The sequence below is a fragment of the Ruegeria haliotis genome (assembly GCF_013377785.1).
Classification (GTDB): Bacteria; Pseudomonadota; Alphaproteobacteria; order Rhodobacterales; family Rhodobacteraceae; genus Ruegeria; species Ruegeria haliotis.
This window is the reverse complement of record NZ_JABXWT010000006.1, coordinates 135,198-159,166: the sequence shown is the minus strand read 5'-3', so window position 1 is coordinate 159,166 and position 23,969 is coordinate 135,198. Positions and strand designations below refer to the sequence as shown.

The 23,969-nt window shown below is 57.3% G+C and carries 27 protein-coding genes; 14 read left to right on the top strand and 13 right to left on the bottom strand.

Annotation, left to right across the window (positions count from 1 at the left end; all coding sequences use genetic code 11):
• Nucleotides 1–262: 262 nt before the first annotated feature.
• Nucleotides 263–925 (bottom strand): LytR/AlgR family response regulator transcription factor, encoded by a 663-nt coding sequence (locus HW561_RS13145; protein WP_176865455.1) that lies wholly within the window; start codon nt 923–925, stop codon nt 263–265.
• On the bottom strand, nt 922–1,959 hold the full coding sequence (locus HW561_RS13140) for a sensor histidine kinase (protein ID WP_176865453.1): 1,038 nt from the start codon (nt 1,957–1,959) through the stop codon (nt 922–924). The genes HW561_RS13145 and HW561_RS13140 overlap by 4 nt, the downstream gene beginning before the upstream one ends.
• Before the next feature lie 201 nt (nt 1,960–2,160).
• Between HW561_RS13140 and HW561_RS13135 the strand changes: the two genes are divergently transcribed.
• Nucleotides 2,161–3,243, top strand: coding sequence for an efflux RND transporter periplasmic adaptor subunit (locus HW561_RS13135; RefSeq protein ID WP_176865451.1), 1,083 nt, complete (start codon nt 2,161–2,163; stop codon nt 3,241–3,243).
• Entirely contained in the window at nt 3,236–6,289 is a 3,054-nt protein-coding gene (locus HW561_RS13130; RefSeq protein WP_176865449.1) for an efflux RND transporter permease subunit, read from the top strand. Before HW561_RS13135 ends, HW561_RS13130 begins: the two co-directional genes overlap by 8 nt.
• A gap of 89 nt (nt 6,290–6,378) precedes the next feature.
• On the opposite strand, the gene HW561_RS13125 is transcribed toward HW561_RS13130, so the two are convergent.
• From HW561_RS13125 to HW561_RS13110, 4 genes are read right to left on the bottom strand one after another with little or no spacing between them, the layout of a single operon-like run.
• The gene (locus HW561_RS13125) at nt 6,379–7,647 is read right to left on the bottom strand and encodes an NAD(P)/FAD-dependent oxidoreductase (RefSeq protein ID WP_176865447.1); all 1,269 of its coding nucleotides are present in this window, start codon (nt 7,645–7,647) and stop codon (nt 6,379–6,381) included.
• Nucleotides 7,648–7,671: 24 nt separating this feature from the next.
• Nucleotides 7,672–8,088, bottom strand: a complete 417-nt coding sequence (locus HW561_RS13120) for a c-type cytochrome (RefSeq protein WP_176865445.1) — start codon at nt 8,086–8,088, stop codon at nt 7,672–7,674.
• A gap of 3 nt (nt 8,089–8,091) precedes the next feature.
• Nucleotides 8,092–8,421 (bottom strand): thiosulfate oxidation carrier complex protein SoxZ, encoded by a 330-nt coding sequence (soxZ, locus tag HW561_RS13115; RefSeq protein WP_176865443.1) that lies wholly within the window; start codon nt 8,419–8,421, stop codon nt 8,092–8,094.
• A gap of 15 nt (nt 8,422–8,436) precedes the next feature.
• On the bottom strand, nt 8,437–8,874 hold the full coding sequence (locus HW561_RS13110; protein WP_176865441.1) for a thiosulfate oxidation carrier protein SoxY: 438 nt from the start codon (nt 8,872–8,874) through the stop codon (nt 8,437–8,439).
• Between the two features lie 181 nt (nt 8,875–9,055).
• On the opposite strand from HW561_RS13110, the gene HW561_RS13105 reads away from it, so the two are divergent.
• The 9 genes from HW561_RS13105 (at nt 9,056) to pqqE (ending at nt 16,137) form a co-directional block, all read left to right on the top strand.
• Entirely contained in the window at nt 9,056–9,802 is a 747-nt protein-coding gene (locus HW561_RS13105; protein WP_176865439.1) for an ABC transporter ATP-binding protein, read from the top strand.
• On the top strand, nt 9,799–10,590 hold the full coding sequence (locus HW561_RS13100; RefSeq protein ID WP_176865437.1) for an ABC transporter permease: 792 nt from the start codon (nt 9,799–9,801) through the stop codon (nt 10,588–10,590). The genes HW561_RS13105 and HW561_RS13100 overlap by 4 nt, the downstream gene beginning before the upstream one ends.
• Nucleotides 10,587–12,188: a sensor histidine kinase gene (locus tag HW561_RS13095; RefSeq protein WP_176865435.1), complete on the top strand. Its 1,602-nt coding sequence runs from the start codon at nt 10,587–10,589 to the stop codon at nt 12,186–12,188. The genes HW561_RS13100 and HW561_RS13095 overlap by 4 nt, the downstream gene beginning before the upstream one ends.
• A gap of 9 nt (nt 12,189–12,197) precedes the next feature.
• A complete protein-coding gene (locus tag HW561_RS13090) occupies nt 12,198–12,881 on the top strand; it encodes a response regulator transcription factor (protein ID WP_176865433.1) in 684 nt (227 codons plus the stop codon).
• A gap of 102 nt (nt 12,882–12,983) precedes the next feature.
• Nucleotides 12,984–13,085, top strand: coding sequence for a pyrroloquinoline quinone precursor peptide PqqA (gene pqqA / locus HW561_RS13085; protein WP_120634970.1), 102 nt, complete (start codon nt 12,984–12,986; stop codon nt 13,083–13,085).
• A gap of 25 nt (nt 13,086–13,110) precedes the next feature.
• Entirely contained in the window at nt 13,111–14,007 is an 897-nt protein-coding gene (gene pqqB, locus HW561_RS13080) for a pyrroloquinoline quinone biosynthesis protein PqqB (RefSeq protein ID WP_176865432.1), read from the top strand.
• Nucleotides 14,004–14,753 (top strand): pyrroloquinoline-quinone synthase PqqC, encoded by a 750-nt coding sequence (pqqC, locus tag HW561_RS13075; RefSeq protein ID WP_176865430.1) that lies wholly within the window; start codon nt 14,004–14,006, stop codon nt 14,751–14,753. Before pqqB ends, pqqC begins: the two co-directional genes overlap by 4 nt.
• Nucleotides 14,753–15,025: a pyrroloquinoline quinone biosynthesis peptide chaperone PqqD gene (gene pqqD, locus HW561_RS13070; RefSeq protein WP_176865428.1), complete on the top strand. Its 273-nt coding sequence runs from the start codon at nt 14,753–14,755 to the stop codon at nt 15,023–15,025. Before pqqC ends, pqqD begins: the two co-directional genes overlap by 1 nt.
• The gene (gene pqqE / locus HW561_RS13065; RefSeq protein WP_176865426.1) at nt 15,025–16,137 is read left to right on the top strand and encodes a pyrroloquinoline quinone biosynthesis protein PqqE; all 1,113 of its coding nucleotides are present in this window, start codon (nt 15,025–15,027) and stop codon (nt 16,135–16,137) included. Before pqqD ends, pqqE begins: the two co-directional genes overlap by 1 nt.
• A gap of 10 nt (nt 16,138–16,147) precedes the next feature.
• On the opposite strand, the gene HW561_RS13060 is transcribed toward pqqE, so the two are convergent.
• Genes HW561_RS13060 through HW561_RS13030 form a run of 7 tightly spaced genes read right to left on the bottom strand, consistent with a single transcriptional unit; the run spans nt 16,148 to nt 21,377 of the window.
• Nucleotides 16,148–16,744, bottom strand: coding sequence for an ABC transporter ATP-binding protein (locus HW561_RS13060; protein ID WP_176865424.1), 597 nt, complete (start codon nt 16,742–16,744; stop codon nt 16,148–16,150).
• Nucleotides 16,741–17,490, bottom strand: a complete 750-nt coding sequence (locus tag HW561_RS13055) for an ABC transporter permease (protein WP_176865422.1) — start codon at nt 17,488–17,490, stop codon at nt 16,741–16,743. The genes HW561_RS13060 and HW561_RS13055 overlap by 4 nt, the downstream gene beginning before the upstream one ends.
• Before the next feature lie 6 nt (nt 17,491–17,496).
• Complete coding sequence (locus HW561_RS13050) at nt 17,497–18,462, bottom strand: ABC transporter substrate-binding protein (RefSeq protein ID WP_176865420.1); 966 nt, start codon at nt 18,460–18,462, stop codon at nt 17,497–17,499.
• Between the two features lie 24 nt (nt 18,463–18,486).
• On the bottom strand, nt 18,487–18,735 hold the full coding sequence (locus HW561_RS13045) for a PepSY domain-containing protein (RefSeq protein WP_176865418.1): 249 nt from the start codon (nt 18,733–18,735) through the stop codon (nt 18,487–18,489).
• 14 nt (nt 18,736–18,749) lie between these two features.
• The gene (locus tag HW561_RS13040; protein ID WP_176865417.1) at nt 18,750–19,187 is read right to left on the bottom strand and encodes a cupredoxin domain-containing protein; all 438 of its coding nucleotides are present in this window, start codon (nt 19,185–19,187) and stop codon (nt 18,750–18,752) included.
• An 18-nt stretch (nt 19,188–19,205) separates the two neighbouring features.
• Nucleotides 19,206–20,177 (bottom strand): YVTN family beta-propeller repeat protein, encoded by a 972-nt coding sequence (locus tag HW561_RS13035; RefSeq protein ID WP_176865415.1) that lies wholly within the window; start codon nt 20,175–20,177, stop codon nt 19,206–19,208.
• A gap of 12 nt (nt 20,178–20,189) precedes the next feature.
• A complete protein-coding gene (locus tag HW561_RS13030; RefSeq protein ID WP_408015384.1) occupies nt 20,190–21,377 on the bottom strand; it encodes an ABC transporter substrate-binding protein in 1,188 nt (395 codons plus the stop codon).
• 305 nt (nt 21,378–21,682) lie between these two features.
• On the opposite strand from HW561_RS13030, the gene HW561_RS13025 reads away from it, so the two are divergent.
• Genes HW561_RS13025 through HW561_RS13015 form a run of 3 tightly spaced genes read left to right on the top strand, consistent with a single transcriptional unit; the run spans nt 21,683 to nt 23,968 of the window.
• The gene (locus tag HW561_RS13025; RefSeq protein WP_176865413.1) at nt 21,683–22,222 is read left to right on the top strand and encodes an SRPBCC family protein; all 540 of its coding nucleotides are present in this window, start codon (nt 21,683–21,685) and stop codon (nt 22,220–22,222) included.
• Nucleotides 22,188–23,153, top strand: a complete 966-nt coding sequence (locus tag HW561_RS13020; protein ID WP_176865412.1) for a beta-propeller fold lactonase family protein — start codon at nt 22,188–22,190, stop codon at nt 23,151–23,153. The genes HW561_RS13025 and HW561_RS13020 overlap by 35 nt, the downstream gene beginning before the upstream one ends.
• On the top strand, nt 23,150–23,968 hold the full coding sequence (locus tag HW561_RS13015) for a quinoprotein dehydrogenase-associated SoxYZ-like carrier (RefSeq protein WP_176865410.1): 819 nt from the start codon (nt 23,150–23,152) through the stop codon (nt 23,966–23,968). The genes HW561_RS13020 and HW561_RS13015 overlap by 4 nt, the downstream gene beginning before the upstream one ends.
• The last annotated feature ends 1 nt before the right edge of the window (nt 23,969 follow it).

The window sequence follows — 23,969 nt, the reverse complement described above, 5'->3', positions numbered from 1 at the left end:
TGACGGTTCCAGAACGTCAATCAACGTTCAGAGCGCCTTTGTACACTATGTTCAAGGGAAGTTTGTCTGCCAGCCCTATCGCATCGGATGACCGCCGATAAGGCCTTTGGAAATACAACGGATCACAACTGCCTCAAAGACCAGACGGAGCAGAAAGACCTGCTATCTTTACCGTTTGGGAGCGCTGTCGATCCTGAGAAAGGGATTCTGGATACGATTGCCACCAACTCAGAAAAGTAAGGTCATCCGCTTTCAATGAACCTCATGTATCATTGCGGAACTTAGCTCCGATTGAGAATTCTTTACCCTCAATTGTAACCTTGTTGCCGTTGCGTTCGGTTATATGGTCCGTATTGACAATGTGGCTGCGATGAATGCGCCTGAATTTGTTCTCCGACAATCGACCTTCCCAATCGGACAGCGGGCCGGGCACATGAATATCCCCCTGACCGGTGTGGATCAGTACATAGTCATCATCGGCACTCAGCCAGTAAATGTCATTTGACGGTACATTCCTGTAGCTGTTTCGCCCAAGTGGAATTGCGATGGTAGAGTTGTCTTCTCTTGCAGCCAAAAGAAGTTGCACCCGATCTATGGCAGTGCAGAACCGAGGGTACGCAATGGGTTTGACCAGATAGTCGGCCACGCCCATGTCGAACCCTTCCAGCGCCCGGTTTGGAAAGGCCGTGGTGACGATTGTAACGGGTTTTTTGGGCAGATCGCGCAGAAAAGCGAAGCCGTCGGTCTGAGGCAGCTTCAGATCAAGAAACAACAGATCTGCCGGCGTTTCCCGGAACATCTCACGCGCGACCGAAGGTAGGGCGGTGGCACCGACCAGTTCAAGGCCTGCATGCCGTTTTACGTAGTCTTCCAACAAATGCCGGGCCGGGGCCTGATCTTCGAGGATGATGCACGTGGTACTCATTTCGGAGCGCCGTCCATGGTCACGGCGACGCGGAACGTACTGTCCCCGGATTGTGTTGTCAGGCTGTAGCGGTCCTCATAAGCCAGATCCAAGCGCGCACGCACGTTGTTCAACCCGACGCCCAGAACCTCGGTCGGTGAGGTGTTCTCGATCAGGGGGTTTTTACTTTCAAAGGTGATGTGGCCAGGGCGCGCGTTCAGCCTGAAGGCCAACTGCGCAGGGTCTGACTGATCCGTATCCGCCCCATGTTTAAAGGCATTTTCGACAATGGGCAGAAAAATCAGCGGGGCAACCGGAATATTTGCCGTGTCCCCGCAGATTTCAAAGGTGACAGACACCCGATCTTCTAGTCCCAATTTTTGCATTGCGATGAAGTTGTGCAGCAATTCAACCTCGCGATCCAGCGGCACGGCGCGATCATCGGCCTCATACAGCGCATAGCGCAGGATGTCTGTCAGCTCCAGAATGGCGGGGGCAGCATCGGGGCTGTTGCGGGCGGCAAGCGAATAAATGTTGTTCAGCCCGTTCAGCAGGATATGCGGATTGAGTTGTTGTCGAAGTGCGGTGAGTTGCGCCGATTTCCGCAACTGTTCAAGCTGCGCAACTCGCCTGCGTTCTTCGATGATATCGGCAAACAGGACCAGCGCCATAACGGTAATGACAATTGTCCAGCCATTGACAACGGCAAAGATCAGCCCCCTCAGGTCAAAGCTGTGCCGTCCTGAATCAGGGGGGTACAGAAAGAGGTCCAGTGACTCGTCAATGACGGCAAATACCACAATGGTCACGCCGGTCACGATGATAAAACCAAGCGCCCTGTTTCTTTGCAAAAGCAGTGGGCGCCAGACGAACATGACGATGGCAGCAAGCACGACATAGACCAGGCCGGATATCATCGGGGCAAAGGACCAGTCATCCTGCACGCGGGGGACGGAATAGGCCAGAAAGAACATCAATGACGCAAGCGCGAACATCATGTTCGATCCCAGTCGGATGCCGCGGTGATCGCGAGGCTTGCTTTCCAGTGTCTGCATGATCCTGTCTTCGGCAATTTTCCGGGGCGCCACAAGCTATGACCCCGTGAGTCCCACCGTTTTTCGGTGAACTGCCCGTATCTACCGGTGAACGCGTGTGAACTGAAATCGCCCGCGTGATAGTCGGAGGTGAACAAAACATGGGCGAGGTTACGTTCTGCCCTGATCGGCGGATTCTGACGCCGCATTGGAGTGATCGAAGTGGCATATCAACAGGCAGTTCTGTTTCGTTCCACCCTGCTGACGGGTATGATGGTTGTGGCAGTGTTGTTCTGTGCAAGCGTCGCCCTGGGACAAGGCAAAGACAGCGGTCAGGGGCCAGTGGTGACAACCCAACAGATCTCGACCCAACCCATGGTTCAGCGCTTTACGGCGATCGGAACGGTGCGGGCGGTGCAGACTGCCGAGCTGCGGCCCGATGCCGAGGGGCGTATCGTCGACGTGTTCGTTTCATCAGGTCAGGATGTTGCGCAAGGCCAGCGTCTTCTCAAACTGGACAGTGGGCAAGAAGAGCTTGCCGTTGAGCAAGCGAAAGTGCGTCTTGAGGCGGCTGAGATTGCCTATAACCGATATGAAGTGCTGAACCAACGCGGAGCGGTTGCGGCGACGACCCACGAAACCGCCGAGATCGAGTTCAAAACCGCCACTATTGCCCTGCAAGAGGCCGATCTAGCGTTAAAGCGGCGCTTTGTGATCGCCCCTTTCAACGGTCGTTTGGGCATGATTGATCTGCATCCCGGCGCGCATGTCACCTCGACCACCGACATCGTGCAATTGAATGACAGCTCTGACCTGTTGGTCGATTTTGCCATGCCCGAAGAGGCCGTGACATCGGTATCGGTTGGGGATGAGATAGCGGTCATCTCGGGTTTGGAAACGCGGCGCGCACGGATAGAAACCTTTGCGCCTTACGTAGACCCGGAATCCCGGACTTTTGACGTTCGGGCCCGGCTGGAAACAGCGGATGGCAGCCTGTTACCGGGCATGAGCCTCAAGATCCTGATCGAGACGCCGGGCGACAGCCATCCGGTGATCCCCGAAGCAGCAGTGTTCTGGGGCAGTGAGGGGGCTTATGTCTGGCAGGTCAACGCCGGCAAGGCGCAACGCTTGCCGATTACTGTCTTGCGCCGCCGCGATGGGCAGGTCTGGATTGATGCCGACCTCGCAAAAGGTGCATTTGTCGTCACCGAAGGTGTGCATAAGGTCCGCGAAGGCGATCCGATCACGCTGTCGCAACCGCCCAGGTCCGACAACGAGCCCCTCGGAGTCGCAGCAGATGGATGATTTCGGAAAGGGCATTGCCTCGGTCGCCGTGCGCCGCCCTTATCTGGCGGCTGTGCTGAACCTCTTGCTGGTGATCGGAGGGCTGGCAGCGCTGGTCGCGCTGGAAGTGCGCGAAATGCCCAATGTAGATCAGCCGGTGCTTATGCTGCGGGCGGAATTGGCTGGGGCATCACCGGAAACTGTGGATGCCGAACTGACCGCGCCTCTGGAAAGCGCGACAGCACGCGTGTCGGGGGTGACCAACATCGAGGCAGCCAGCGAAGAAGGCGAAACCCGCATCCGGGTAGAGTTCGACACTGGGGTCGATATCGATGCAGCCGCTTCGGATTTGCGTGAGGCGGCCAGCCGTGTACAGCGTAGCCTGCCCGATGCTGTCGAACAGCTGACCGTCACCAAATCCGATCCGGATGCGCGGGCGATCATTCAGATCGCGGTGTTGCCGGACCAGTTTGATTACCTGACCCTTGGCGACCGCATCGAAAACGATATCGTGCCGTATTTCTATGCCGTTCCGGGGGTCGCCAGTGTTGATACGTATGGCGTACGGGGGTTGCAGATGCGGGTGGTGTTCGACCCGCTGCAACTGAGCCGCTATAACATTCAGGTCAGCGACATCGCAGATGCGCTGGAAGACGCGTCTTATGATATACCGGTGGGCAGTTATACCTCGAAAGTGCAGCAATTGCTGGTGCGGGTTGATGCCTCGGCGGTGACCGCCGACATGATCGAGGATATCGTCATTCGCGACGACATCCGTATCGGCAATGTGGCCGAGGCCTACTTCGCGCCCGAGGATGCGTCGAATTTCGTGCGCTTGAATGGTGAACCCGCCATCGGGTTGGGGATCGTGCGACAGGCCAATTCCAACACCATGGACATCTCGAACCGGGTGCGCGACATCGTCAGCCGCCTTGAGGCGCAGCACGAAGATCTGAGTTTTGTGACCATCTCGAACAAGGCCGTGTTCATCGAAAGCGCCACTGCCGAGGTTCTGCGTACGCTGGGGCTGACCACATTGGTGGTGATCCTGTCGATTTTGCTGTTTTTCAGAAAGCTGCAGGCAACTTTGGTGCCTGCGCTGGTGATCCCCACTGCCCTGATCGGCAGCTTCACGGCATTTTGGCTGTTTGGATTTTCCGTTAACCTGATCACCTTGCTGGCGCTGGTGCTGGCGACTGGTCTGATTGTTGATGACGCGATTGTCGTACTTGAGAATATACAGCGTCGTCAGGTGCTTGGCGAGGACCGCCAAACCGCAGCCATACGGGGCACAAAGCAGGTGTTCTTTGCAGTGATCGCCACAACGGCGGTGTTGGTGGCGGTGTTCATTCCGATCTCGTTCCTGCCGTCTGCCACCGGCCGGTTGTTTCGCGAATTCGGAGTGGTTCTGGCGGCAGCGGTGGTGTTGTCATCCTTTGCGGCTCTGACACTAGTACCGGCATTGGGCGCACGGATGAGCCTGTCTGACAGAACGTCGCGCTCTGGCTGGCTGGATAGGTTCGGCGCACGGATCGTTCAGGCCTATGTGGCAATGGTGCGCCGGGTCATTGCGGCCCCGGCATTGGTGGTTCTGCTGAGCCTCGGCTTTGCGGGGGCGGTGATCTATCATTTGCCGCTGCTGAATGTGGAACTGACCCCGGCCGAAGATCGCGGCGAGTTCGAGACCTTCGCCATGGGGCCTGACGGGGTTGGCGTCGAGTATATGCAAGGTCAGGCTGACGAGGTTGACGCCGCCATTCTGCCGTTGCTTGAACAAGGCGATGTGCGGGCGCTGTATTCGGTGGTCGGGCAATGGGATATTAACCGGGTGATTTCCAAAGTTGCGCTGGCACCTTGGGATGAACGCGAGCGGTCTCAGGCCGAGATCATCGCCGAGGTGAAGGACCACCTTGCGGGAATTGCGGGGTCTCGCATGAGGGCCCGCGGGCGCGGCAGCCTGGACACCGGGCCGGGCAGCAGCGGCTCGGGGCTGGAGTTTTTTCTCACCGGTGGCAACTATGCAGACATCTACAACGCCTCACTTTTGCTGTCCGAAGCCATGGAGGCTGGTCCGTTCTCGAATGTGGATATTTCTTACAACCCGACCCAGCCGCAATTGTCGATCGGCATAGACCGGCAAAGCGTCGCCAGTCTTGACGTCTCGCTGACGGAACTGTCTGAGACGCTCAAGGTGATGGTCGGCGGGGCCGAGCTGGTTGATCTGAACGTGGATGGGCGTGCGGTTCCCGTGGTCTTGTCTGCACCGACCGGATTGATTCAGGATGTCTCTGATCTGCGAGGCATCAACATACGGTCGTCCACGGGCAATTCTGTTCCCCTGTCAGGGTTGACGACGGTCACGCAGGTCGGCGTTGCCGCCGAACTGAACAGAACAGCACAGCGCCGCGCAATCGAGATGTCCGCCGACATTGGCGACCTGACCCTTGGTGCGGGGCTGAGCGAGTTTGAAGCCATCGCCGAAACGGTTCTGCCTTCTGGTATCGGCTATGTCCTGAGCGGCACGGCCAACACGTTTCAGGAAACCAACCGTGATCTGATCATGACCTATGGCTTTGCCATCGTGATCGTCTTCCTCGTGTTGGTCGCACAATTCGAAAGCCTGACAAGCCCGCTGGTCGTGATGGCGGTTATCCCCTTTGGTTTATGTGCGACATTGGCGGCGATGATCCTGTCCGGGGCAACGCTCAGCCTGTTTTCCCAGATCGGGCTGGTGCTGTTGATCGGATTGATGGCCAAGAACGGCGTGCTTCTGGTCGAGTTTGCCGATCAGGCGCAGCACGAAGGGCAGAACCGTCATGATGCCATTGTCAACGCGGCCAAAACCCGTCTCCGCCCTATTTCCATGACGCTGATTTCGACAATGATCGGTTCTTTGCCGCTGATCCTGTCCACCGGAGCAGGAGCCGAGGCGCGGGCCGCAATCGGTTGGGCAATCTTCAGCGGCCTCGGGCTATCCAGCCTGTTCGCTCTGTTCCTGACACCAGCACTGTATGTTCTGATCACCGGAACACGCACACAAGAGGCTCTGCCCCAAACATCGCAATGACATCAGTGGCGCCCGTAAATTGTTGGAGTTCAGGCTCCGGACTTCGGTAACGGCTCTCCTCGATCATCCTCTCGACAACAGGCTCGGTCCTAGTGGAACATGTCCGCAGAAATCGCGGCGTACCAGCTTTCGGATTCTTCATATGTTGTCTGGCGCGTTTCACCGGATTCCCCTGTCTGACTGATAAATCCGTCAACACGCGCGATTTTTTCTTCGGTCGCCTCATAGGTTGCACCAACCTTGACGCCATCATTGACAGCGATCAGTGACCAGCAGGTGTTGGCATATCTAGGCGGGAACACTCTGGATCCGGTCAACGCACCGCGCACTGCATTTGCGCAAACCTTGGCCTGAGAATTTGCAGAAAATCCTGACTTCGGCATATCACCCTGCTGACTTGCGTCACCCAACACATATACATCCGGATCGACCTTCGACGACATATCGATCGCATTGACCGGCGCCCAGTTGCCATCTGTTACCCCGGCCAGCTCTGCAATGCGCCCGGCCTTCATCGCCGGGATGACATTGCATGCGTCCACGTCCAGCTCATCCCCGTCGATCGTCAATGTCATCCGATCCGGATCGACCGACACCAGACCCCCACCAAATTCCTCTCCGATCCAATCGATCATTCCCGGATAGTGATGTGCCCAGCCTTCCTCGAACAGCGCCATTTTTGAGAATTTGGGCTTGGGATCAGCGATGATGATTTTGGCTGCCGGGTTCGTGGTCTTCAACACATGCGCAACCATCGAGATCCGCTCATAAGGCCCCGGCGGACAGCGAAATGGGTTGGGAGGCGCAACCATGGCATATACGCCCCCTTGCGGCATGGCCTCGATCTGCGCCCGCAACAGCTCGGACTGCGATCCTGCCTTGTAGGCGTGTGGCATTCTATTCTGGGCCGAGATATCCCAGCCCGCAACCGATCCTTCGACGAAATCAATACCGGGGGCCAGGATCAGCTTGTCATAGGGCAGAACAGATCCACCGGCTAAAGTCACCGTCTTGTCTGCCCTGTCGACGCCGATTGCCCAGTCATGGATGACGTTGATGCCGTAATTGGCCGCAAGGTCCCCGTAGGTGTGCCCGATTTCATCGATTGCCTTTAAACCACCCAGATACAGGTTTGAAAAGAAACAGCTGAAATAGACCCTGGACGGTTCAATCAGCGTGACGTCAATCGCGCCGTTGCTATCTTTCGCAATGTAGCGCGCCGCCGTTGCGCCGCCCGCACCGCCGCCAATGATAACAACACGGGGCTTGCCGCGGCCTTCTGCCAGGACCGCCGGTGTTGACAGCGCGCCGGTCGCCGCGACGCTTGCCCCCAGAAATTCACGCCGATTCAATGCCATCCTCTTCCCTCCCGAAACGTTTTCTCATTCCAATGCGCTGAAATAAGCTGCCAGAGCCGCGATATCTTCGTCATTCAGCCGCGCCGCCATCATCTGCATGATCGGATGCTGGCGCAGGTTTTGTTTGTACGCGTGCATGGCCAGCACAAACTCTTGAGGGGCAAGGCCCGCAATCTGCGGAATGCCCTCTGCCGATGTGCGCGACTGATGACAGGTGACGCATTCCGCCGACAAATATGCCCCCAACTCAACGTCACCCTGTAGCTCCAGCACATCCGGCTCAAGGTCAGGGGTATCACCTGCGCAGGCAGCACCAGCGATCAGGCATCCAACGCTTGCAATCATAGTCAAGCTGCGGCTCGGCATCTCCATCCCACTGTTCTGCAACATCCAACGCTCGCAAATTCGATCCGTCGCCAGAACCAACACTTTGGTCTGCATCCGTTAAACAACCGAGATTGCCCGGCTGTCGGTGTAAATCGAACCGTCATCGTCAAACCACGCGAAAGTAAAGACCCCGGATCCGGGGATGAACGCCTGAAACTCGAAAAACGGGTTCGTCGAAATACCCGGCCCGATGTCGAGGTCGACTACGGTCTCACCATCGAACGTACACAGGAACCGGTGTATGATAGACCGTGGAATTGGTACGCCCTGCGCATCTGACCGCTGCCCGGATTCCATCTGATGCGTGATCAGGGTTTTGATGGTGATCACGTCGCCAGCCCTGACTTCTTTGGGCAGCTTGACGCGGGTCTTTACACCTGTTGCCACCGTCCCCTCCTCTGATCAGGCGCAGCCGCCGACGACGACCGAAACGGGCTGACGGTCGCTGCGGAGACTGCCTTCTGGCAGACGTGCCAGCGCCAGAACGTCCTGAGTTTCGGCTAAACGCATACGAGTTGCGATTTTCTGCGATCCCGCCAACGGCCCAAACCGGGCCTTCAAGACCGGCAGAACCGGGTTTCCCGGTGCGATCAGCAAAATCTCTTGCGCCTCTGGTGCGTCGATCTCGACCGGCACGCGATAGCCATCTTCGGCCAGTTCGGGCACGGTCAGGATTACACCTTCGTTGCTGATTGCGTCACCTTCGGTGAATGCGGCAATGACCTCTTCCAGCTTTGCGTTGACTGGTACGGCCGATATCTCTTGGGCGCGAACGGGTGTTGCCAGACACAGCATAGCCCATATGCTGACTTGCATCGCGTCGCGCCGGGTCACAGTCATGGCGGCCCTTTCCATCTTTCACGTCGGGGATGTTAATCCCGTTCGACCCTCTACCTAGCATAACAAACCCGTGAGCCGCCGCATACTTAAGTCGTGGTCCGCCACTTTACTGCACGGTTGAGAAACATGCGCTGAACGGGCAAGCTGATCCTTGCAAAACGACATCCAGGCGGAGGACAAGATGCCAGACGCACAGTCGCTGGAAGAGACCAGACAGGGCCTCATCGTCCGCGACCTGAGCTTTCACTACGGTCCCAAGACCGCACTGGACGCTGTGTCGTTTGATGTGGCGCCGGGCACATTCTGCGCACTTCTGGGGCCAAACGGGGCTGGTAAATCCACATTGGTATCCCTTTTGACGCGCCTTCTGGTAGCCCCGGAGGGTGTGATCAGCGTAGCAGGGCACAACCTTCTCCAATCGCCGGGCAAAGCCCTTGGCGATCTGGGTGTCGTGTTTCAACAACCCACTTTGGATCTTGGCCTGACTGTCCGACAGAATATGGCCTATTTTGCTGCCCTGCACGGGGTATCACGGCGTGCTGTTCCGGCGCGCATCGATGCCGCACTCGACCGTCTGGGCATGCGCGACCGCGCAGGTGAAAAGGTTCGGGCACTGAACGGCGGACATCGTCGGCGGATGGAGCTGGCCCGCGCCCTGCTGCATGACCCCAAGGTGCTGCTGCTGGATGAGCCAACCGTCGGGTTGGATGCCGCGGCCCGGCAGTCGATCACCGATCATGTCCACGATCTGGCGCAGCAAGGGCTGTGCGTCTTGTGGGCCACGCATTTGACAGATGAAGTACGAGACACGGATCAGCTGCTGGTTCTGCATCAAGGGCAGATTCTGGCCAGAGGACAGGCCGGCGAACTGCGCAGCGCAGATACACTGTCCAACTGGTTCCTATCCCAAACCGAGGTCCCGGCATGAGCGGTTTCTGGGGCGTGGCACGGGCCATTATCGGGCGTGAATTTCTGCGGTTCATTCATCAACGCGGACGGTTTCTGGCTGCACTTGTCCGGCCAATGGTCTGGCTGTCTATTTTTGCCGCGGGATTTCGCGCGACACTTGGCCTGTCCATCATCCCACCCTATCAGACCTATATCACCTACGAGACCTATATCGTCCCTGGCTTGTGCGCGATGGTGCTGCTGTTCAACGGTATGCAAAGCTCGCTCAGCCTTGTGTATGACCGCGAGATGGGCTCGATGCGCCTGCTGCTGACCAGTTCTTTCCCGCGTTGGTGGTTGTTGTTCTGCCGCTTGATGGGGTCAACAGCCATATCCATTCTACAGGTCTATACCTTTCTGGCACTGGCGGCGCTGTTCGGGATCGTCCTGCCCCTGCCCGGCTATGTCGCCGTATTACCTGGCCTCGTTTTGGGCGGGCTGATGCTGGGCGCGCTGGGGCTGGTGTTGTCCAGTTTCATTAAACAACTGGAGAACTTTGCCGGTGTGATGAACTTCGTCATCTTTCCAATGTTCTTTCTGTCCTCGGCTTTATATCCGTTGTGGAAAATGGCGGAGAGCTCGCCATTGCTACGCGATATCTGTGCTCTGAATCCGTTCACCCACGTGGTCGAGCTGATCCGGTTTCTAATGTACCTCCAGATCAACTGGGGTGCGTTGTTGTGGGTGCTGGCCTCGACTGCTGTGCTGTGTCTCATTGCGGTCTGGGGATATGACCCGGCGCGCGGGTTGATGAAAAGAAAGACATGAGTGCTGGCCCCGAGACATCCAAACGCACTTTGCTGCTAAAAACCCGACTTGGATTGGGGGCCGTTGTGCTGGGGTCAGGAACATTGCTGACAGCGGCGATCCTGTATCTGGGCATGCAAACCGTTGCCACCCGGTTGGAAACGGCGCTGGCATCAGAAACGCGTATGGCGCGATACGCAGCCCTGTCTACACAAGCTGCCACGTTTTTGGTGATTGCAACAGAATCCGTGCAGACCGGACAGCCTGCGGAAATACGAGCCGAACGTTTGGAGCCCGTTCAGGCTCAGATCGGCGCAACGTTCAGCCAGCTTCACGCAGATGTCGAGGATGCAGTCACGGCCGCTCAAAAGTTCGGGCTGGATGAGCAGTCCCGATATGGAACCCAATCCCTGGGCCTTGCACGAATGGAAGCGTTGCTGGGAAACACTCTGGACGGCCTGGCCGACACCAATGCCGATCAAGCCCGATTGCGCGCCTACATCGACTCCTTCGCCTCAGGGTTCGATCCGTTGCTCAGTCAGGCCGTGAATACCGAAATTCTGTTTCGCAATTCCATTCTGGCGGGGATCGAACAGACACGCCGTATCCTGACGTGGATTGCACTGGGACTTGCCCTTATCGCAGTTCTCAGCACGACCTGGTTTTACTATGGGCTGGTCCGCCCCCAGTTTGCGCGTCTCGATCGCCTGAGGGCGGCGGCTTTGCAGATCGGGCAAGCCCAGTTTTCGGTCCTGCTACCCGTGACCCGCAATGACGAGATTGGTCAGCTTTATCGCGAAACCAACCGCATGGCGACGGCGCTGAACCAACGCCAAGCAAAAGTTGAAGCTGAATGGGCGCGACTGAACGACACGATTGCCAAACGCACCGAAGAGCTGCGCGCAGCCAACAAAAGCCTGTCCGAGATTGACAAAAATCGCCGCCGCTTCTTCGCTGACATCAGCCATGAACTGCGCACACCGCTTACGATCATCACCATGGAATCTCAGATCGGACAGCAAGACAGTCAAAGTGCGCCGGATGCCTTATCGACAATAGAAGCCAGCGCCGCGAAACTGAACCAGCGCATTGATGATCTGCTGCGCGTAGCACGGTCAGAGACTGGTGAATTGGCGCTGGAACCGCGATTGGTCGCCCTGACCGACCTGCTGCAGATAATCGCGCAGGATATCCAACCTGAGATTAACAGTGCCAACATGCAATTGACTGTGGATAAGGCGCTGGACTGTAGGGTGAACTGTGATCCGAATTGGATCAGGCAGGTGCTGCTGAGCCTGATCCGTAACGCAATCCGGTATGCCCGCGACGGACAGAAGGTCGCTGTCTCGACCGTTTTGGAGGAGCAGGTCGTCGCGATTTCGCTGACGGATAATGGCCCCGGCATCCCCGATGATAGTCAGGGCCGTATCTTTGAACGGTTTGTTCAGGGCGGCACAGCCAACAGTCAGGGCTTTGGCGTTGGCCTTGCACTGGCGCGCTGGGTGATCGAAGCGCATGAGGGCACTGTCTCGCTGACCAGTCCGGTGCCGCAGGACCGAGCCCTCGGGTCGTCGCCCGGTACAAATGTCTGCATTCGGTTACCTGTTGCCGGGGCATAGGATACAGGCATGGCATCCAGATTACTGATCATAGACGACGATCCGAAGATCGCCTCAGCCCTTGTGCGGGGGTTGTCACTGCATGGATACACGGCCGAGGCTGAAAATCAGGCCAACAGAGGCCTTGAGCGCCTGCAAAGCGGTGCATTTTCAGGTGCGATCGTCGACGTCATGCTGGGCACAGACAGCGGGGTCGAACTGGTCAGGTCGGCCCGCGCGCTTGGGGTGTCGATCCCCATCCTGATGCTGTCGGCCCTGTCTGACGTCGACCACCGCGCCGCCGGGCTTGAGGCCGGAGCAGATGATTACGTTGTCAAACCCTTCAGCTTTGATGAACTCGTTGCTCGGTTGCAGGTACAGGAGCAGCGCGCGTTGTCCCAACACCCCGAACCGGCGCGCCTGTCGCACCAGAACAGAACCATCAGTATCAGCACTTCTAGCGTGACGCTGACCGAACGCGAATTTGATCTGCTAGCCCTGCTCATCAGCAAGGCCGGTTCACCGATCTCGCGCGGCGACCTGTTTGACACGCTCTGGTCTCAGGAAGGCTCGAGTAACGAAAACGTGGTCGATGTCTATATCGGCTACTTGCGCAAAAAACTTGGGGACGCTGATTTTGGATTTGAAATCAAAACACTGCGCAATCAGGGTTTCTGTCTGCAAGGCCGTGCGCCGCTAACGGATAACAGCTGACTACCGACCAAAGTCTAGTGTTCTCTTATAAATTAAGATTCGCTCTGATACTGGATACCTGCCAGATTGAGGATCAAGAAATCTTAGCAGGAGGATCCCGAAATGGCATGGAACAAACCGGTTATTCGCGAAATCGAGTGCGGCATGGAAATCAACATGTACGGCCCTGATCATGATGATGAGCGTGGCGGCGGCCTGATCTGATAATGCCTGTGGCGCCAACCCATTCATGACGTTGCGCGCAATAATACTTGGGGCCGCTGCTGGCGGCGGCCTGCCACAATGGAATTGTGGTTGCGAAAATTGTAACCTGGCGCGGCGCGGGGACATACCCCCTCAAACCCAGTCTTCGCTTACGGTGTCACCGGATGGCCTCAACTGGGCCGTCCTGAACGCATCTCCGGACATACGATCGCAACTGTCGAACACACCAGCTCTGTTTCCGACGGGGTTACGTCAAATGCCCGTGCAGTCAGTGTTGGTGACGAACGGCGATATTGACCATGTGGCGGGGCTGCTGACGCTCAGGGAAATGCAGCCGTTCTCGCTGTTTGCGACGCAAAGCATTCAGGATGTCATCGCACAGAACCCGATATTCGACGCGTTGAACGCTGAGGTTGTCACCCGGTCATCCATATCCCTGGATACGCCGTTTGAGCTGGTCCCGGACTTGCAGGCCACGCTGTTCCCAGTGCCCGGAAAGGTGCCCCTGTACCTTGAAGATGAGCACGTGCAAACTGACCTAATCGGCGAACAGACAGTGGGTGTTGCGCTGACCTCGCAAGGCAGGACGGCGTATTACATTCCCGGCTGTGCTGCCCTTACGCCAGAGTTGAAGGCGCAACTAGACGGCGCGGATTTGCTGTTTTTTGATGGCACGCTCTGGCGGGACGACGAAATGGTACGTGCCGGGCTTGGTCAGAAAACCGGCAAGCGGATGGGGCATATGTCCATGGATGGGCCGGACGGGTCCATCACCAGCTTTGCCGACATGCAGATTGGACGGAAGATATATGTTCATATGAACAACACAAATCCGGCTCTGCGCCCCGACAGTGTTGAACGGGCCCAAGCCGAGGCCTCTGGATGGACGATCGGACAAGACGGAATGGAGATCACGCTATGACCCAAAGCCGCGATGCCTTCGAAGCCCGCCTGCGCCGGATCGGCGCCGAACGCTACCACGACCTGCACCCGTTCCATCACCGGCTGCATGGTGGAGAATGTACACCGGATGAAGTTCGCGCCTGGGTTATCAATCGCTACTATTATCAACATTCCATTCCCATGAAGGATGCCGCGTTCATGTCCCGCGTCGAAGATCCGGCGCTGCGTCGCCAATGGCGGTCGCGGATCGAAGATCATGACGGCACGGATGACAACGAAGGCGGCATTCGGCGCTGGCTGCGCCTGGCCGAGGCAGTGGGGCTTGATCCTGACTATGTGGCGTCGTGTGACGGTGTGTTACCCGCCACGAAATTCGCGGTGGATGCCTATGTGCGTTTCGTGCGGGAAAAGACCCTGCTCGAAGCGGTGGCGGCGTCGCTGACCGAACTTTTTGCACCAAAGATTCATGCGAACCGGATCGAGGGGTTGCTGAAGCATTATGATTTTGCCGATGACAGTTCCCTGTCATATTTTCGCAACCGGCTGAAAGAGGCACCGAAGGACGTCGCTTTTGGTCTGGCATGGGTTTTGGATAATGCGGACACCGCCGAGAAACAGGAGGCGGCAGCCAAAGCGCTGATTTTCAAGACGGATATCCTGTGGTCGCAGCTGGATGCCCTTTGGGGCGCATATGTGGAACCCGCCCGTATTCCGCCCGGCGCCTGGCAACCGGGCACCGGCCTTTTGTTGCAGCAGGTTTCGTGATGTTGGCACAGGACATCCCTACACTGCCTCGCGGGGTTCGCCTGCATTATGACAAGGTGCGCGAAAACTGGGTGCTGCTCGCACCCGAACGCGCAGTCACACTCGACCAGATCGGCTATGCGATCCTGAACGAAGTGGACGGTCAGCGAAGTTTTGGCCAGATCACCAGCGCCCTTTCCGAGAAATACAACGCTCCGGTCGATCAGATTACCGAGGACAGCTCGGGGTTTCTGGATGCCTTGCGGACCCGGCGTTTTTTGGATGTGAATTGATGGCCCAAACCGCTCCACCCCCAATCGCCATGCTGGCCGAGTTGACGCATCGTTGCCCTCTGTCCTGCCCTTACTGTTCAAATCCAGTGGAAATGACCAGACGAGACAGCGAGATGGACACAGACACATGGGTGCGTGTTTTTGATGAAGCGGCGGCGCTGGGTGTCCTGCAACTGCATCTGTCCGGCGGCGAACCGGCATCGCGGCGGGATCTGGTCACGCTGGTGCAGGCTGCGCGGCAAGCCGGGCTGTATACCAACCTCATCACTTCGGCCATCGGACTAACCGAGCAGCGCCTGCACGAGCTGGACGCGGCCGGGTTGGATCATGTCCAGCTTTCCTTGCAAGGAACGGATGCAGTGATGGCCGACAAGGTGGGCGGCTATCGGGGCGGGTTCGACCGCAAGATGAAGGCCGTTGAATGGATCAAACAGATCGGCTTTCCCTTGACGCTCAACTTTGTACTGCACCGCCACAATGCTCATCAGCTGCCACGGGCGCTGGAACTGGCGCAGGATATGGGTGCACGGCGGATCGAAGTGGCGACCGTGCAGTTCCATGGCTGGGCGCTGCAAAACCGCGACGCACTGATGCCGACGCGTGAACAGGCGCAGCAGGTCACGCAACATGTCACCGAAGCACGCAAGGCTCTGAAAGGGACGTTGGTCATCGATTATGTTCCGGCGGATTATCATAGCGATTATCCCAAGCGGTGCATGGGGGGCTGGGGTACAACTGGTTTGAACGTGACCCCGGATGGGCAAGTCCTTCCCTGTCACGCAGCGCAATCCATTCCCCATCTGAGGTTCGACCGGGTGCAGGACAAATCATTGGCGGAGATCTGGCATCATAACGCCGCCTTTAACGCCTATCGTGGCACCGGCTGGATGTCTGAACCGTGTCAAAGCTGCGAGCGTAAAACGGTTGATTTCGGCGGGTGCCGCTGTCAGGCGATGGCCATTATCGGTGATGCCAGCGCAACGGATCCGGTTTGCATCAAGTCACCTCATCATAAGCAGTTGCAGGCGCAAGCGAACCAACATGCCGCACGCGTTGATGCGCCGTTCGTTTACCGTACAGCCCCCGGAACAGCGCGCGAACCGGCAGAATGACAACTGTGGCTTAGTCCACAACCGCCCCATCCGGACCGGCATGCAAATTCAGGATGCGATCCGCCAACCTTTCCGCCTCGGTCATCGAATGTGTCACAAAAAGCGTCGCTGGTCGGTGCTTTGCGATCAGGTTTTCGGTCAAGGTCAACATGGTTTCAGACGTATCCTTGTCCAGCGAGGCAAATGGCTCATCCATGATCAGGAATTCCGGTCGACCAGCAAAAGCACGCGCTAAAGACAGGCGCCGCTGCTGTCCTAACGACAGCTGCCCCGGAAACAAACTCCCCTTGCCTGCCAGCCCGACCGCACCCAACGCTTCTTCGGCGTCGGTTCCGGACAGGCTCGGATGGATCAGCGTCAGATTGTCAAGCGTACTACGCCAAGGTAACAACGTCGGCTCTTGAAAAACAATCGCCTGCCGATCGGGGCGCGCAATCTGACCTCTGAAGGCGCAATCAATGCCCGCCACCAGACGCAACAGCGTCGTCTTACCGACACCCGACAAACCGGTCAGGGCTACCGTCTCGCCTTCACCAATACTGAACGCGATTGGCCCCAGAACAGCCACTGACCCAAAGCGTTTTTCCTGGATCTCTACCCGGATCATACGACTCTCCATCGCCGGACCCGGCGTTCCCACGGCTGCAGCACCAGCCATTCGATCACCAGCATCACTGCGATGAAGGAAAAGGCGTAAACCAGCACCATCGCCACGTCAAAAAGCTGAAAATACAAGTGTATCTGAAACCCGACACCAGACGAGCGCCCAAGAAATTCAACCACCAGTACAATCTTCCATATCAGCGACAAACCGGACCGCGCAGCCGCAGCGATGAATGGGGCAAGTTGAGGCAGGATCACGTGACGCATGCGCGTGCGCCATGACAGTCGGTACACCTGCGCCATAGCGTCCAGCTCGGTATTTAAAGCCCTGCCCCCTTCGCGCAGTATCGTCGCCACATTCGGGATTTTGTTCAGCGTCACAGCGATAATCGCTGCTGCTTCGGTCAACCCAATCCACAGGTAACACAGCACAATCAGGACCAACGCAGGCAGATTCAGGAAAATCACCAGCCACGGGTCCAGCCAGCGATTGACCACCGGAAAACGACCCATGGACAATCCTATGATCGTACCCAGCGTCATGGCCAGCGCGAAGGCCCAGACAACGCGCAGCAATGTTGCCCCCAAGTTTCGCAACAACGCGCCCGAGGCCATTTCCTGTTGCAACGGAGGTATCAGATCCCAAGGCTGCGGAAGGATCTGCGGATCATTGGTCAGAAAGGCAGCAACAACCCACAACAGCAAAAGACCCACGATGGAAAGAACGGGCGTGAGGCGGGTGTCTTGCATTCAGATCTATTCCACATCCGCAAACAGGCCTTGCGGAACACTTGTGGCCTCTCCAACCAGTTCAGCGCCGCCCAACTCAGCCATCAACGCAAGCATCCTGTTCGCCGCAACCTGATCGACCGGACCTCTGTCCGGAATGCCCGCGATCCAATCGGACTTAAGCTGTTCGAACTGCATATCGGTTTTTGCATTCATCTGCGGTCGGATCCCCTCCCACGCTTCTGGTGAAGTCGCCAGCAGATCCTTGGCGTCACGGCTTGCCGCGAAAAGACTCTGTGCCAGATCGGGATGCGCCTCTAGGAAGCTCTCTTTCAGATAGTACCCCAACAACGGCGTATCAGGGTCCAGGCCCAGGGCCTGCGCTGCCTGCTCGACCGAGATCAGTTCTTTCATCCCGGACGCCTTCATCTTTGCCAAAAAATGCCAGAAGTTGATCGCGCCTGCGTAATCGCCGCCAAGCGCCGATTTGAAGATCAGCGGCGGTGCACCAAAGACCTGTTCGGTCTCTGCCTTCAAATCCATGCCATATTCCTGCGCCGCATAGGCGCGCAGGATCAGCCAGGATTTGTCCACCGGTCCTCCGGCTATTCCGATCTTGCCCCCGGCCAGGTCTTGCAAGCTACGCGCCGGGCTGTCAGCAGGCACCACGACACCACCCACGGCTTTGGAATACGGGATGAAAACATAATCCTTTCCCGCCGCCCTTTGGCGTGCGATCCAGACCCAGTCCGCCACGGCCATATCAGCCGCATCCCCTTCAACAGCGATACGCGTTGCTCCGTTGTCGGCAAAGGGCTGAACGTTCAGAATAAAGCCATGCTTCTTGTCCAGGCCGTTTTGCCGAATGGTCTCCAGCTCCCAGTTCACTGTGCCGATCTTCAGCACAGCCGCGCGCAGTGTCGGGAGGGTTTCGGCAGAGGCAACGCCAGCCACAAAGGCAAGTGCTGCACAGAAGGCATATAGGTTTTTCATTGCCTCATCCTGATACAGGCTTGGTTATTCCGCCTTGCGGCTTACTTCGTTGAGGTCCTTATCCAATTTGATATCGAACTGATCGCCGCCCTTGCAGATGACGTCGTCGAGGTCATAGCCATCTTCTTCGACTTCGATATCATCCGGGTCCATCTGGCACTCGATCGAGGCCAGATACGCCTCGATCTTGCCAACGGTTTCCGCGTCCACCCCATCCGCCAGAGCGGGCGAGGAAATAAGTGAAGCGAGAGCCAATGCAGCGAGTTTTTTCATGTCACGTCCTTTCATCATTGAATACTGATGGTCACTTTCTGAGACTCGCCAGTTGATCCGGGAATGCGAATGTCATGGCTGCCGGGTTTGATCGCAATAAACGACAGCTCGGCCACACCGGCCTTGTCAAACTCGATACTGTCCACAGCCATCGGACGAATTTCGATTTTGTTGATGACAATTTCATTCATCCAGATTGCCCGAAAGAATGAGGGGCCTTCTATGGCCAGCTCCGCCGACCCGTCCGCCGTAATCTCAAGCTTGTAGTAAGCACCCGACTGCAGCACCACGTTGTCACCAAGGGGTTGCCCCGAGGCCAACGTCAGCTTGATGGTTTCGCCGCGATTGCACTTGGCCAAAAGCCCTGCAAACCCCAAATCGTCGCAGAGCGGGGCCGCCGTTACAGGCCCACCAAAAACAACAACCAGCGTCGCAATCAAAAGCTTCTTCATTCCTATCCCTCCAGAACCTTAATCAATAGTCACCACGCCCCAGGGCTGTTGACCGACCTGAACCGACTTGATGGCCTTTTCCGCTGCCACGTCGATTACGGTGATGTCGTTTGAATTGCCGTTGGTCGTCAGCAAGTACTTTTCGTCAGGCGTAAAGCTAAGCTGCCAGACACGCTGTCCCACCAGAATGTAATCCAGCACCTCAAGGCTTTGTGCATCCACGACTGCCACGCGGTTTGCCGGCCCCAGCGCCACGAACAGGCGGCTGCCATCCGATGTGATCTTGGCACCAACGGGTTGCAACCATTCAGGCTGAACACCGGGGACATCAAAACTGATCTTGCCAACAACTGTGGGGGTGCCATCTTCGGCGATATCCATCGCGGTTACAGTGCCGCCGATTTCCGACGTGACAAACAGGCGCGAACCATCCGCCGTGTATTGGGCGTAACGCGGGCGCTGATCGACCAGTATGTTATGTTTGATCGTGTAATCCTCGGTCGAGATGAAATGCGCCATATTGGTGGTCTCGGACGTGTTGACCACGAATTTCGCGTCCGGGCTCATGCCCATACCTTCGGGTTCGACCCCGACCGGAATTTCCGCCAGAACCGTCCGGGTCTCGGTATCGGTCACCGTCACCAGATTGTCGTCCTCATTCGCGATGTACAGACGTTTGCCCGACGGTTCGAGGATGAACAGCTCGGGGTCGGGGCCGGACGGCAGGCTGGGCAATTCTTCGTATGTCGAAGTGTCAAAAACCCGGACGATGTTATCGTCCGATGCGCAGACATAGAGCTTGGTTCCATCCGGGCTGACGGTAATGCCGCGTGGGCGGTTTCCGCCCGGGAATTCGGTAATGACTTCCCAAGTCTCAGTATCAACCACCGTGATGGTGTTGCCACGTTCATTCGAAACAAAAGCTTTCCCCGCAAGCGCAGGACCTGCGATCAATGCAGCAAGAGCCGCGGACAATAATACGCGTTTCATCAAATCCTCCGGTTATTCAAAGGCCGTACAGCTGGATTCCGCCCGGTCCAGACCCATCGTGTCGAGCGGTGAAACCTGATGCAGGAATCCATCCTGCGGGCTGACACTGACCGTGATAGACCCGTCATACAGCAGGATCGGCTGGCGCAACTGACCGTTCCAATCGCGGAAGGTCACCTTCTGTCCCTTGAACGCGGCCAGTTCGAACTCATCCGACAAGGCATAGTCGCGCACCCCATCAGGCTCGGCCGTTTGGGCGCGTGTCACCGCCTCACCGATCACGCGCAGAGCCAGCCAGACATTGTAATCCTCGGGTCGCGCGTACCGACCCGTCAAAGCTTCGAAGCGGGTTTGGTATTGGGTTGCGCCCCAGGCCTCATGCGCGCCGTGAAATGTCACAGGACGCAGACCGCCCGATCCCATCACAGGGCGCGGTGTCCAGAGGTGATAGGACAGATACCGCGCAAAATAGTCGTTTTCATCGGCTGCAATCACCACGTCATGATCACGCACGTCCTGTGTATCAAGCGGCAACTGGCGCTGTACCAGCACATGCCCGGAATCCGTCCGCCGCGATCCGCCGGTGTCCTCAAAGGTACGATCTTCGACCACTTTGGCGCCGAACTTGGCCGCCGCGCGCCGATAAGCATCCGCCAGCCTGGTATCCTCGGGGTTCGATCCGGCCAGCAGAAACCACTCGCCCCATTTCTTCCAGACCGCGAATTGCGCGACCGCATCTGCGTTCATCGACCGCGACGGTGCAATATGCAGCAGGTTTCCCCGGCAATTCGCGTCCCGCAGATCAACGTCAGGCGCCGTCGCATTAAACACAAGCGCCCCGCCCTCGGCCGCTTTGTCTGTCAGGCGCAAAACGTCCGCAGCATCGGCCAGAATGATGATCAGGCGAAGTCCATCGGCCAAGATCTGATCCATGGCCGCATCGGCCTGTTCCGGGGGTACCGCGACCTGAAGCGTCTCGTATGTGTGACCCAGAAAGCCGCCGGTGGTTCCATTGTCTTCATCACCCAGAACAGCACCGGCAAAGCCCAGGTCATCGGGTTTCAGATCATAGCGCGAAATCGGAAGGAGCGTCGGATAATCGACCCTCAGAACCGCCGCTCTCACATCAATCGCCGCAGCCGCGAGCGCGGATACGCACCAGATCAGCACCGCAAACAGCGGTATCAGGCGATTGTCCAATGCTTCCTCCCGTTGCCTGCTGCTGAAACCTGCAAGCTCTTATTCTTGAGCGGAACGTTCTGCAAAACGGAACCGATACTTTTGGCCATGTTGTAAATCCAAGCCTAGCAGCTTCATCATCAAGCTCGATTCTTATTTTTTAAGAATGTGCCTATACAGTTGATCTTGTTTCTGTTTCTGGCGTCCGCCGCCCATTTTCGAGCGGGCAGAAAAAGCTGCACGGACCACCCGGTTTGTCGAGACCGGCTGATCGAACATCCGTGGTATGACAGGGTCAGGTTCAGCACTTTCTGGGAGGAAACAGCATGAATCGACGAAGATTTCTTGCAACCACTGCCGCAGCCTTGGTCCCGACCATCACTCGGGCCCATGGTCCGACGCGGCAGAAAGTCACCCTGACGACCGAAGTCGCCGCCCCACCGGAAGAGGTCTGGGCTGCAATTGGCAACTTTGATGACATGTCCTGGCATCCGGCCGTGTTCTCGACCCAAGGCAACGGCGGAAACGAGATTGACGCTACACGCTTGCTGACACTTGGACAGGAAGGAGGACCGACCATCGCAGAAATCCTCTATAAATATAGCGCCGAAAAGATGAGCTATTCCTACCGGATCACCGAAGTCGCAGTCGAAGTTCTGCCGGTGACGAATTACTCATCCCACCTGACGGTCAAACCGCGTGATGGCGGCGGTTCGATTGTCGAATGGCGCGGCGCATTCTATCGCGGGTACCCCAACAACGACCCGCCAGCCGAACTGAATGACGAAGCCGCCATCGCAGCGATAACCGGCGTGTATCAGGCTGGTCTGGATGCGTTGGTCGAACGTTTTGGCGCAGCAAGTTAGGTATATGCTGGCGCTGGGATTGGGCTTTACCGCCAATGTAGCGCTGGCGGATATTGCCTATATCACCTGCCAAAATGGTGAGGAGCTGAGCCGCATCGACCTCGCCGCGATGCGTGAAACGGCCCGCTGGCCTCTGCCCGGAAAACCCGCAGGTGTCGCTACAGGAACCGACAATGACCTTTTTACGGTATCAGCCGGCAGTAAAGTGGTCCGGCGACTGTCTATGGAAACAGGTGAAACCCTGTCACAGATCACTCTGGAAGGCGGTCCAATCGGGATCGCGTTTGATCCTCGGCGTGAACGGCTGTTCGTATCCAATTGGTACAACAAACGGCTGTGGGTTCTGGACAGTGTGACATTGCGGGTTGAGGCGGAGTTGCCCACGGGGTTGGCCCCGGCGGGGATCGCGATATCCAATGACGGGCGCATTCTGGCCTCTGCAGACAAGGATGATAATCAGGTTTCAGTATTCGATGCAGAAACCTTGCAACCTCTGCGCCAAGTACCCGTTGGCATCCGCCCGTTTGGGCTGCGCTTTGCCCCGGACGGACGACTGTTTGTTGGCAATGTCGGCAGTAACGATGTCAGCGTTCTGGACGCCAGCACCGGCAACGTTCTTGCCACCATCCCCGTGGGCGAACGGCCCTATGGGATTGCCTTTGCCAAAGATCGCGCCTTTGTCAGCAACCAATACGCCAATTCGCTTAGCGTGATCTCGCTGGAGACACTCGAACCTGAGGCTTTGGTCGAAGTTGGCGAGTATCCTGAAGGCATCGATGCGACTGAAAACGAAGAGCTGTTGGTCATAGCCAACTGGTTCGACAACACCGTCAGCATCGTAGACCCGAACACGCTGTCCGTGGTAGAAACATTGGAAACCTGTGACGGGCCACGCGCTTTTGGCCGGTTTCTGGGAGGAGGAAGGCAATGAAGGCTTCTCACCTGATCGCATCGCTGTTTTGCGTGCTGGCATTGCCAGCCTGGGCATCGAACGAAGCATGGGAGAATGTGCGAACACTGCTTTATGGTGAACGCCCTATGCTGAACGGGGATGACCTGATCGCTATTGATGCCCCGTACCGCACGCCGGACGACGCGCGGGCTGAACTGGCTGCTCAGGTCGTGGCCCCGAAGGGTACAAATGTAGCCAAGGTGACGCTGGTATTGGACGAAAACCCGATGCCCGTGTCTGCGGTGTTCGAGCTGGAAGAGCCGCTGCCCAGTTTTTACTTCGACGTGACCATGCGGGTGAATGGGCCAACGCCGATGCACGTGATTGCGGAAACCACCGACGGACGGATTTGGGTGTCGGAAACATATGTCAAAACCTCAGGTCTCGGGGCATGTTCTGCCCCTCCGGGAACTGACCCGGAGATTGCCCTGGCAAATTTGGGAACGATGGAGGCCGAACTGGTCGGTCGTGTTCCTGCGTTGGATACGCGGGCGCGCCTGTCAAATCTGGGGGCCAATCGTGCAAACAAGATGGATCTGAATATCGATCATCCGTCGCATTCCGGTATGCAGATGGACCAGATTTCGCTGTTGTTCATTCCCATGCGCTATGTCGAGTCCGTGGATATCGACCTTGATGGCGCAGGGTATATCGAAATGACCGGCTCTATTTCCCTGTCCGAGAACCCACGTGTCGGCATCTCGGTACCCAGTCAGGCGCAGGCGGTGGATGTGACCATGACCGACACGGATGGATCGGTCAGTCACCTGCACAAGAAACTGGCTGGCTTCTAGG

Bases quoted from the DNA above. Each gene is read 5' to 3' on its own strand.
- pqqD (WP_176865428.1), top strand. From the start codon at position 14,753: ATGTTGGCACAGGACATCCCTACACTGCCTCGCGGGGTTCGCCTGCAT.
- HW561_RS13105 (WP_176865439.1), top strand. From the start codon at position 9,056: ATGCCAGACGCACAGTCGCTGGAAGAGACCAGACAGGGCCTCATCGTC.
- pqqA (WP_120634970.1), top strand. From the start codon at position 12,984: ATGGCATGGAACAAACCGGTTATTCGCGAAATCGAGTGCGGCATGGAA.
- HW561_RS13100 (WP_176865437.1), top strand. From the start codon at position 9,799: ATGAGCGGTTTCTGGGGCGTGGCACGGGCCATTATCGGGCGTGAATTT.
- HW561_RS13095 (WP_176865435.1), top strand. From the start codon at position 10,587: ATGAGTGCTGGCCCCGAGACATCCAAACGCACTTTGCTGCTAAAAACC.
- HW561_RS13040 (WP_176865417.1), bottom strand. From the start codon at position 19,187: ATGAAGAAGCTTTTGATTGCGACGCTGGTTGTTGTTTTTGGTGGGCCT.
- HW561_RS13140 (WP_176865453.1), bottom strand. From the start codon at position 1,959: ATGCAGACACTGGAAAGCAAGCCTCGCGATCACCGCGGCATCCGACTG.
- HW561_RS13035 (WP_176865415.1), bottom strand. From the start codon at position 20,177: ATGAAACGCGTATTATTGTCCGCGGCTCTTGCTGCATTGATCGCAGGT.
- pqqB (WP_176865432.1), top strand. From the start codon at position 13,111: ATGACGTTGCGCGCAATAATACTTGGGGCCGCTGCTGGCGGCGGCCTG.
- HW561_RS13090 (WP_176865433.1), top strand. From the start codon at position 12,198: ATGGCATCCAGATTACTGATCATAGACGACGATCCGAAGATCGCCTCA.
- HW561_RS13020 (WP_176865412.1), top strand. From the start codon at position 22,188: ATGCGTTGGTCGAACGTTTTGGCGCAGCAAGTTAGGTATATGCTGGCG.
- HW561_RS13045 (WP_176865418.1), bottom strand. From the start codon at position 18,735: ATGAAAAAACTCGCTGCATTGGCTCTCGCTTCACTTATTTCCTCGCCC.
- HW561_RS13060 (WP_176865424.1), bottom strand. From the start codon at position 16,744: ATGATCCGGGTAGAGATCCAGGAAAAACGCTTTGGGTCAGTGGCTGTT.
- HW561_RS13125 (WP_176865447.1), bottom strand. From the start codon at position 7,647: ATGGCATTGAATCGGCGTGAATTTCTGGGGGCAAGCGTCGCGGCGACC.
- HW561_RS13145 (WP_176865455.1), bottom strand. From the start codon at position 925: ATGAGTACCACGTGCATCATCCTCGAAGATCAGGCCCCGGCCCGGCAT.
- HW561_RS13130 (WP_176865449.1), top strand. From the start codon at position 3,236: ATGGATGATTTCGGAAAGGGCATTGCCTCGGTCGCCGTGCGCCGCCCT.
- HW561_RS13025 (WP_176865413.1), top strand. From the start codon at position 21,683: ATGAATCGACGAAGATTTCTTGCAACCACTGCCGCAGCCTTGGTCCCG.
- HW561_RS13120 (WP_176865445.1), bottom strand. From the start codon at position 8,088: ATGCAGACCAAAGTGTTGGTTCTGGCGACGGATCGAATTTGCGAGCGT.
- HW561_RS13110 (WP_176865441.1), bottom strand. From the start codon at position 8,874: ATGACTGTGACCCGGCGCGACGCGATGCAAGTCAGCATATGGGCTATG.
- pqqE (WP_176865426.1), top strand. From the start codon at position 15,025: ATGGCCCAAACCGCTCCACCCCCAATCGCCATGCTGGCCGAGTTGACG.
- HW561_RS13055 (WP_176865422.1), bottom strand. From the start codon at position 17,490: ATGCAAGACACCCGCCTCACGCCCGTTCTTTCCATCGTGGGTCTTTTG.
- HW561_RS13015 (WP_176865410.1), top strand. From the start codon at position 23,150: ATGAAGGCTTCTCACCTGATCGCATCGCTGTTTTGCGTGCTGGCATTG.
- pqqC (WP_176865430.1), top strand. From the start codon at position 14,004: ATGACCCAAAGCCGCGATGCCTTCGAAGCCCGCCTGCGCCGGATCGGC.
- HW561_RS13050 (WP_176865420.1), bottom strand. From the start codon at position 18,462: ATGAAAAACCTATATGCCTTCTGTGCAGCACTTGCCTTTGTGGCTGGC.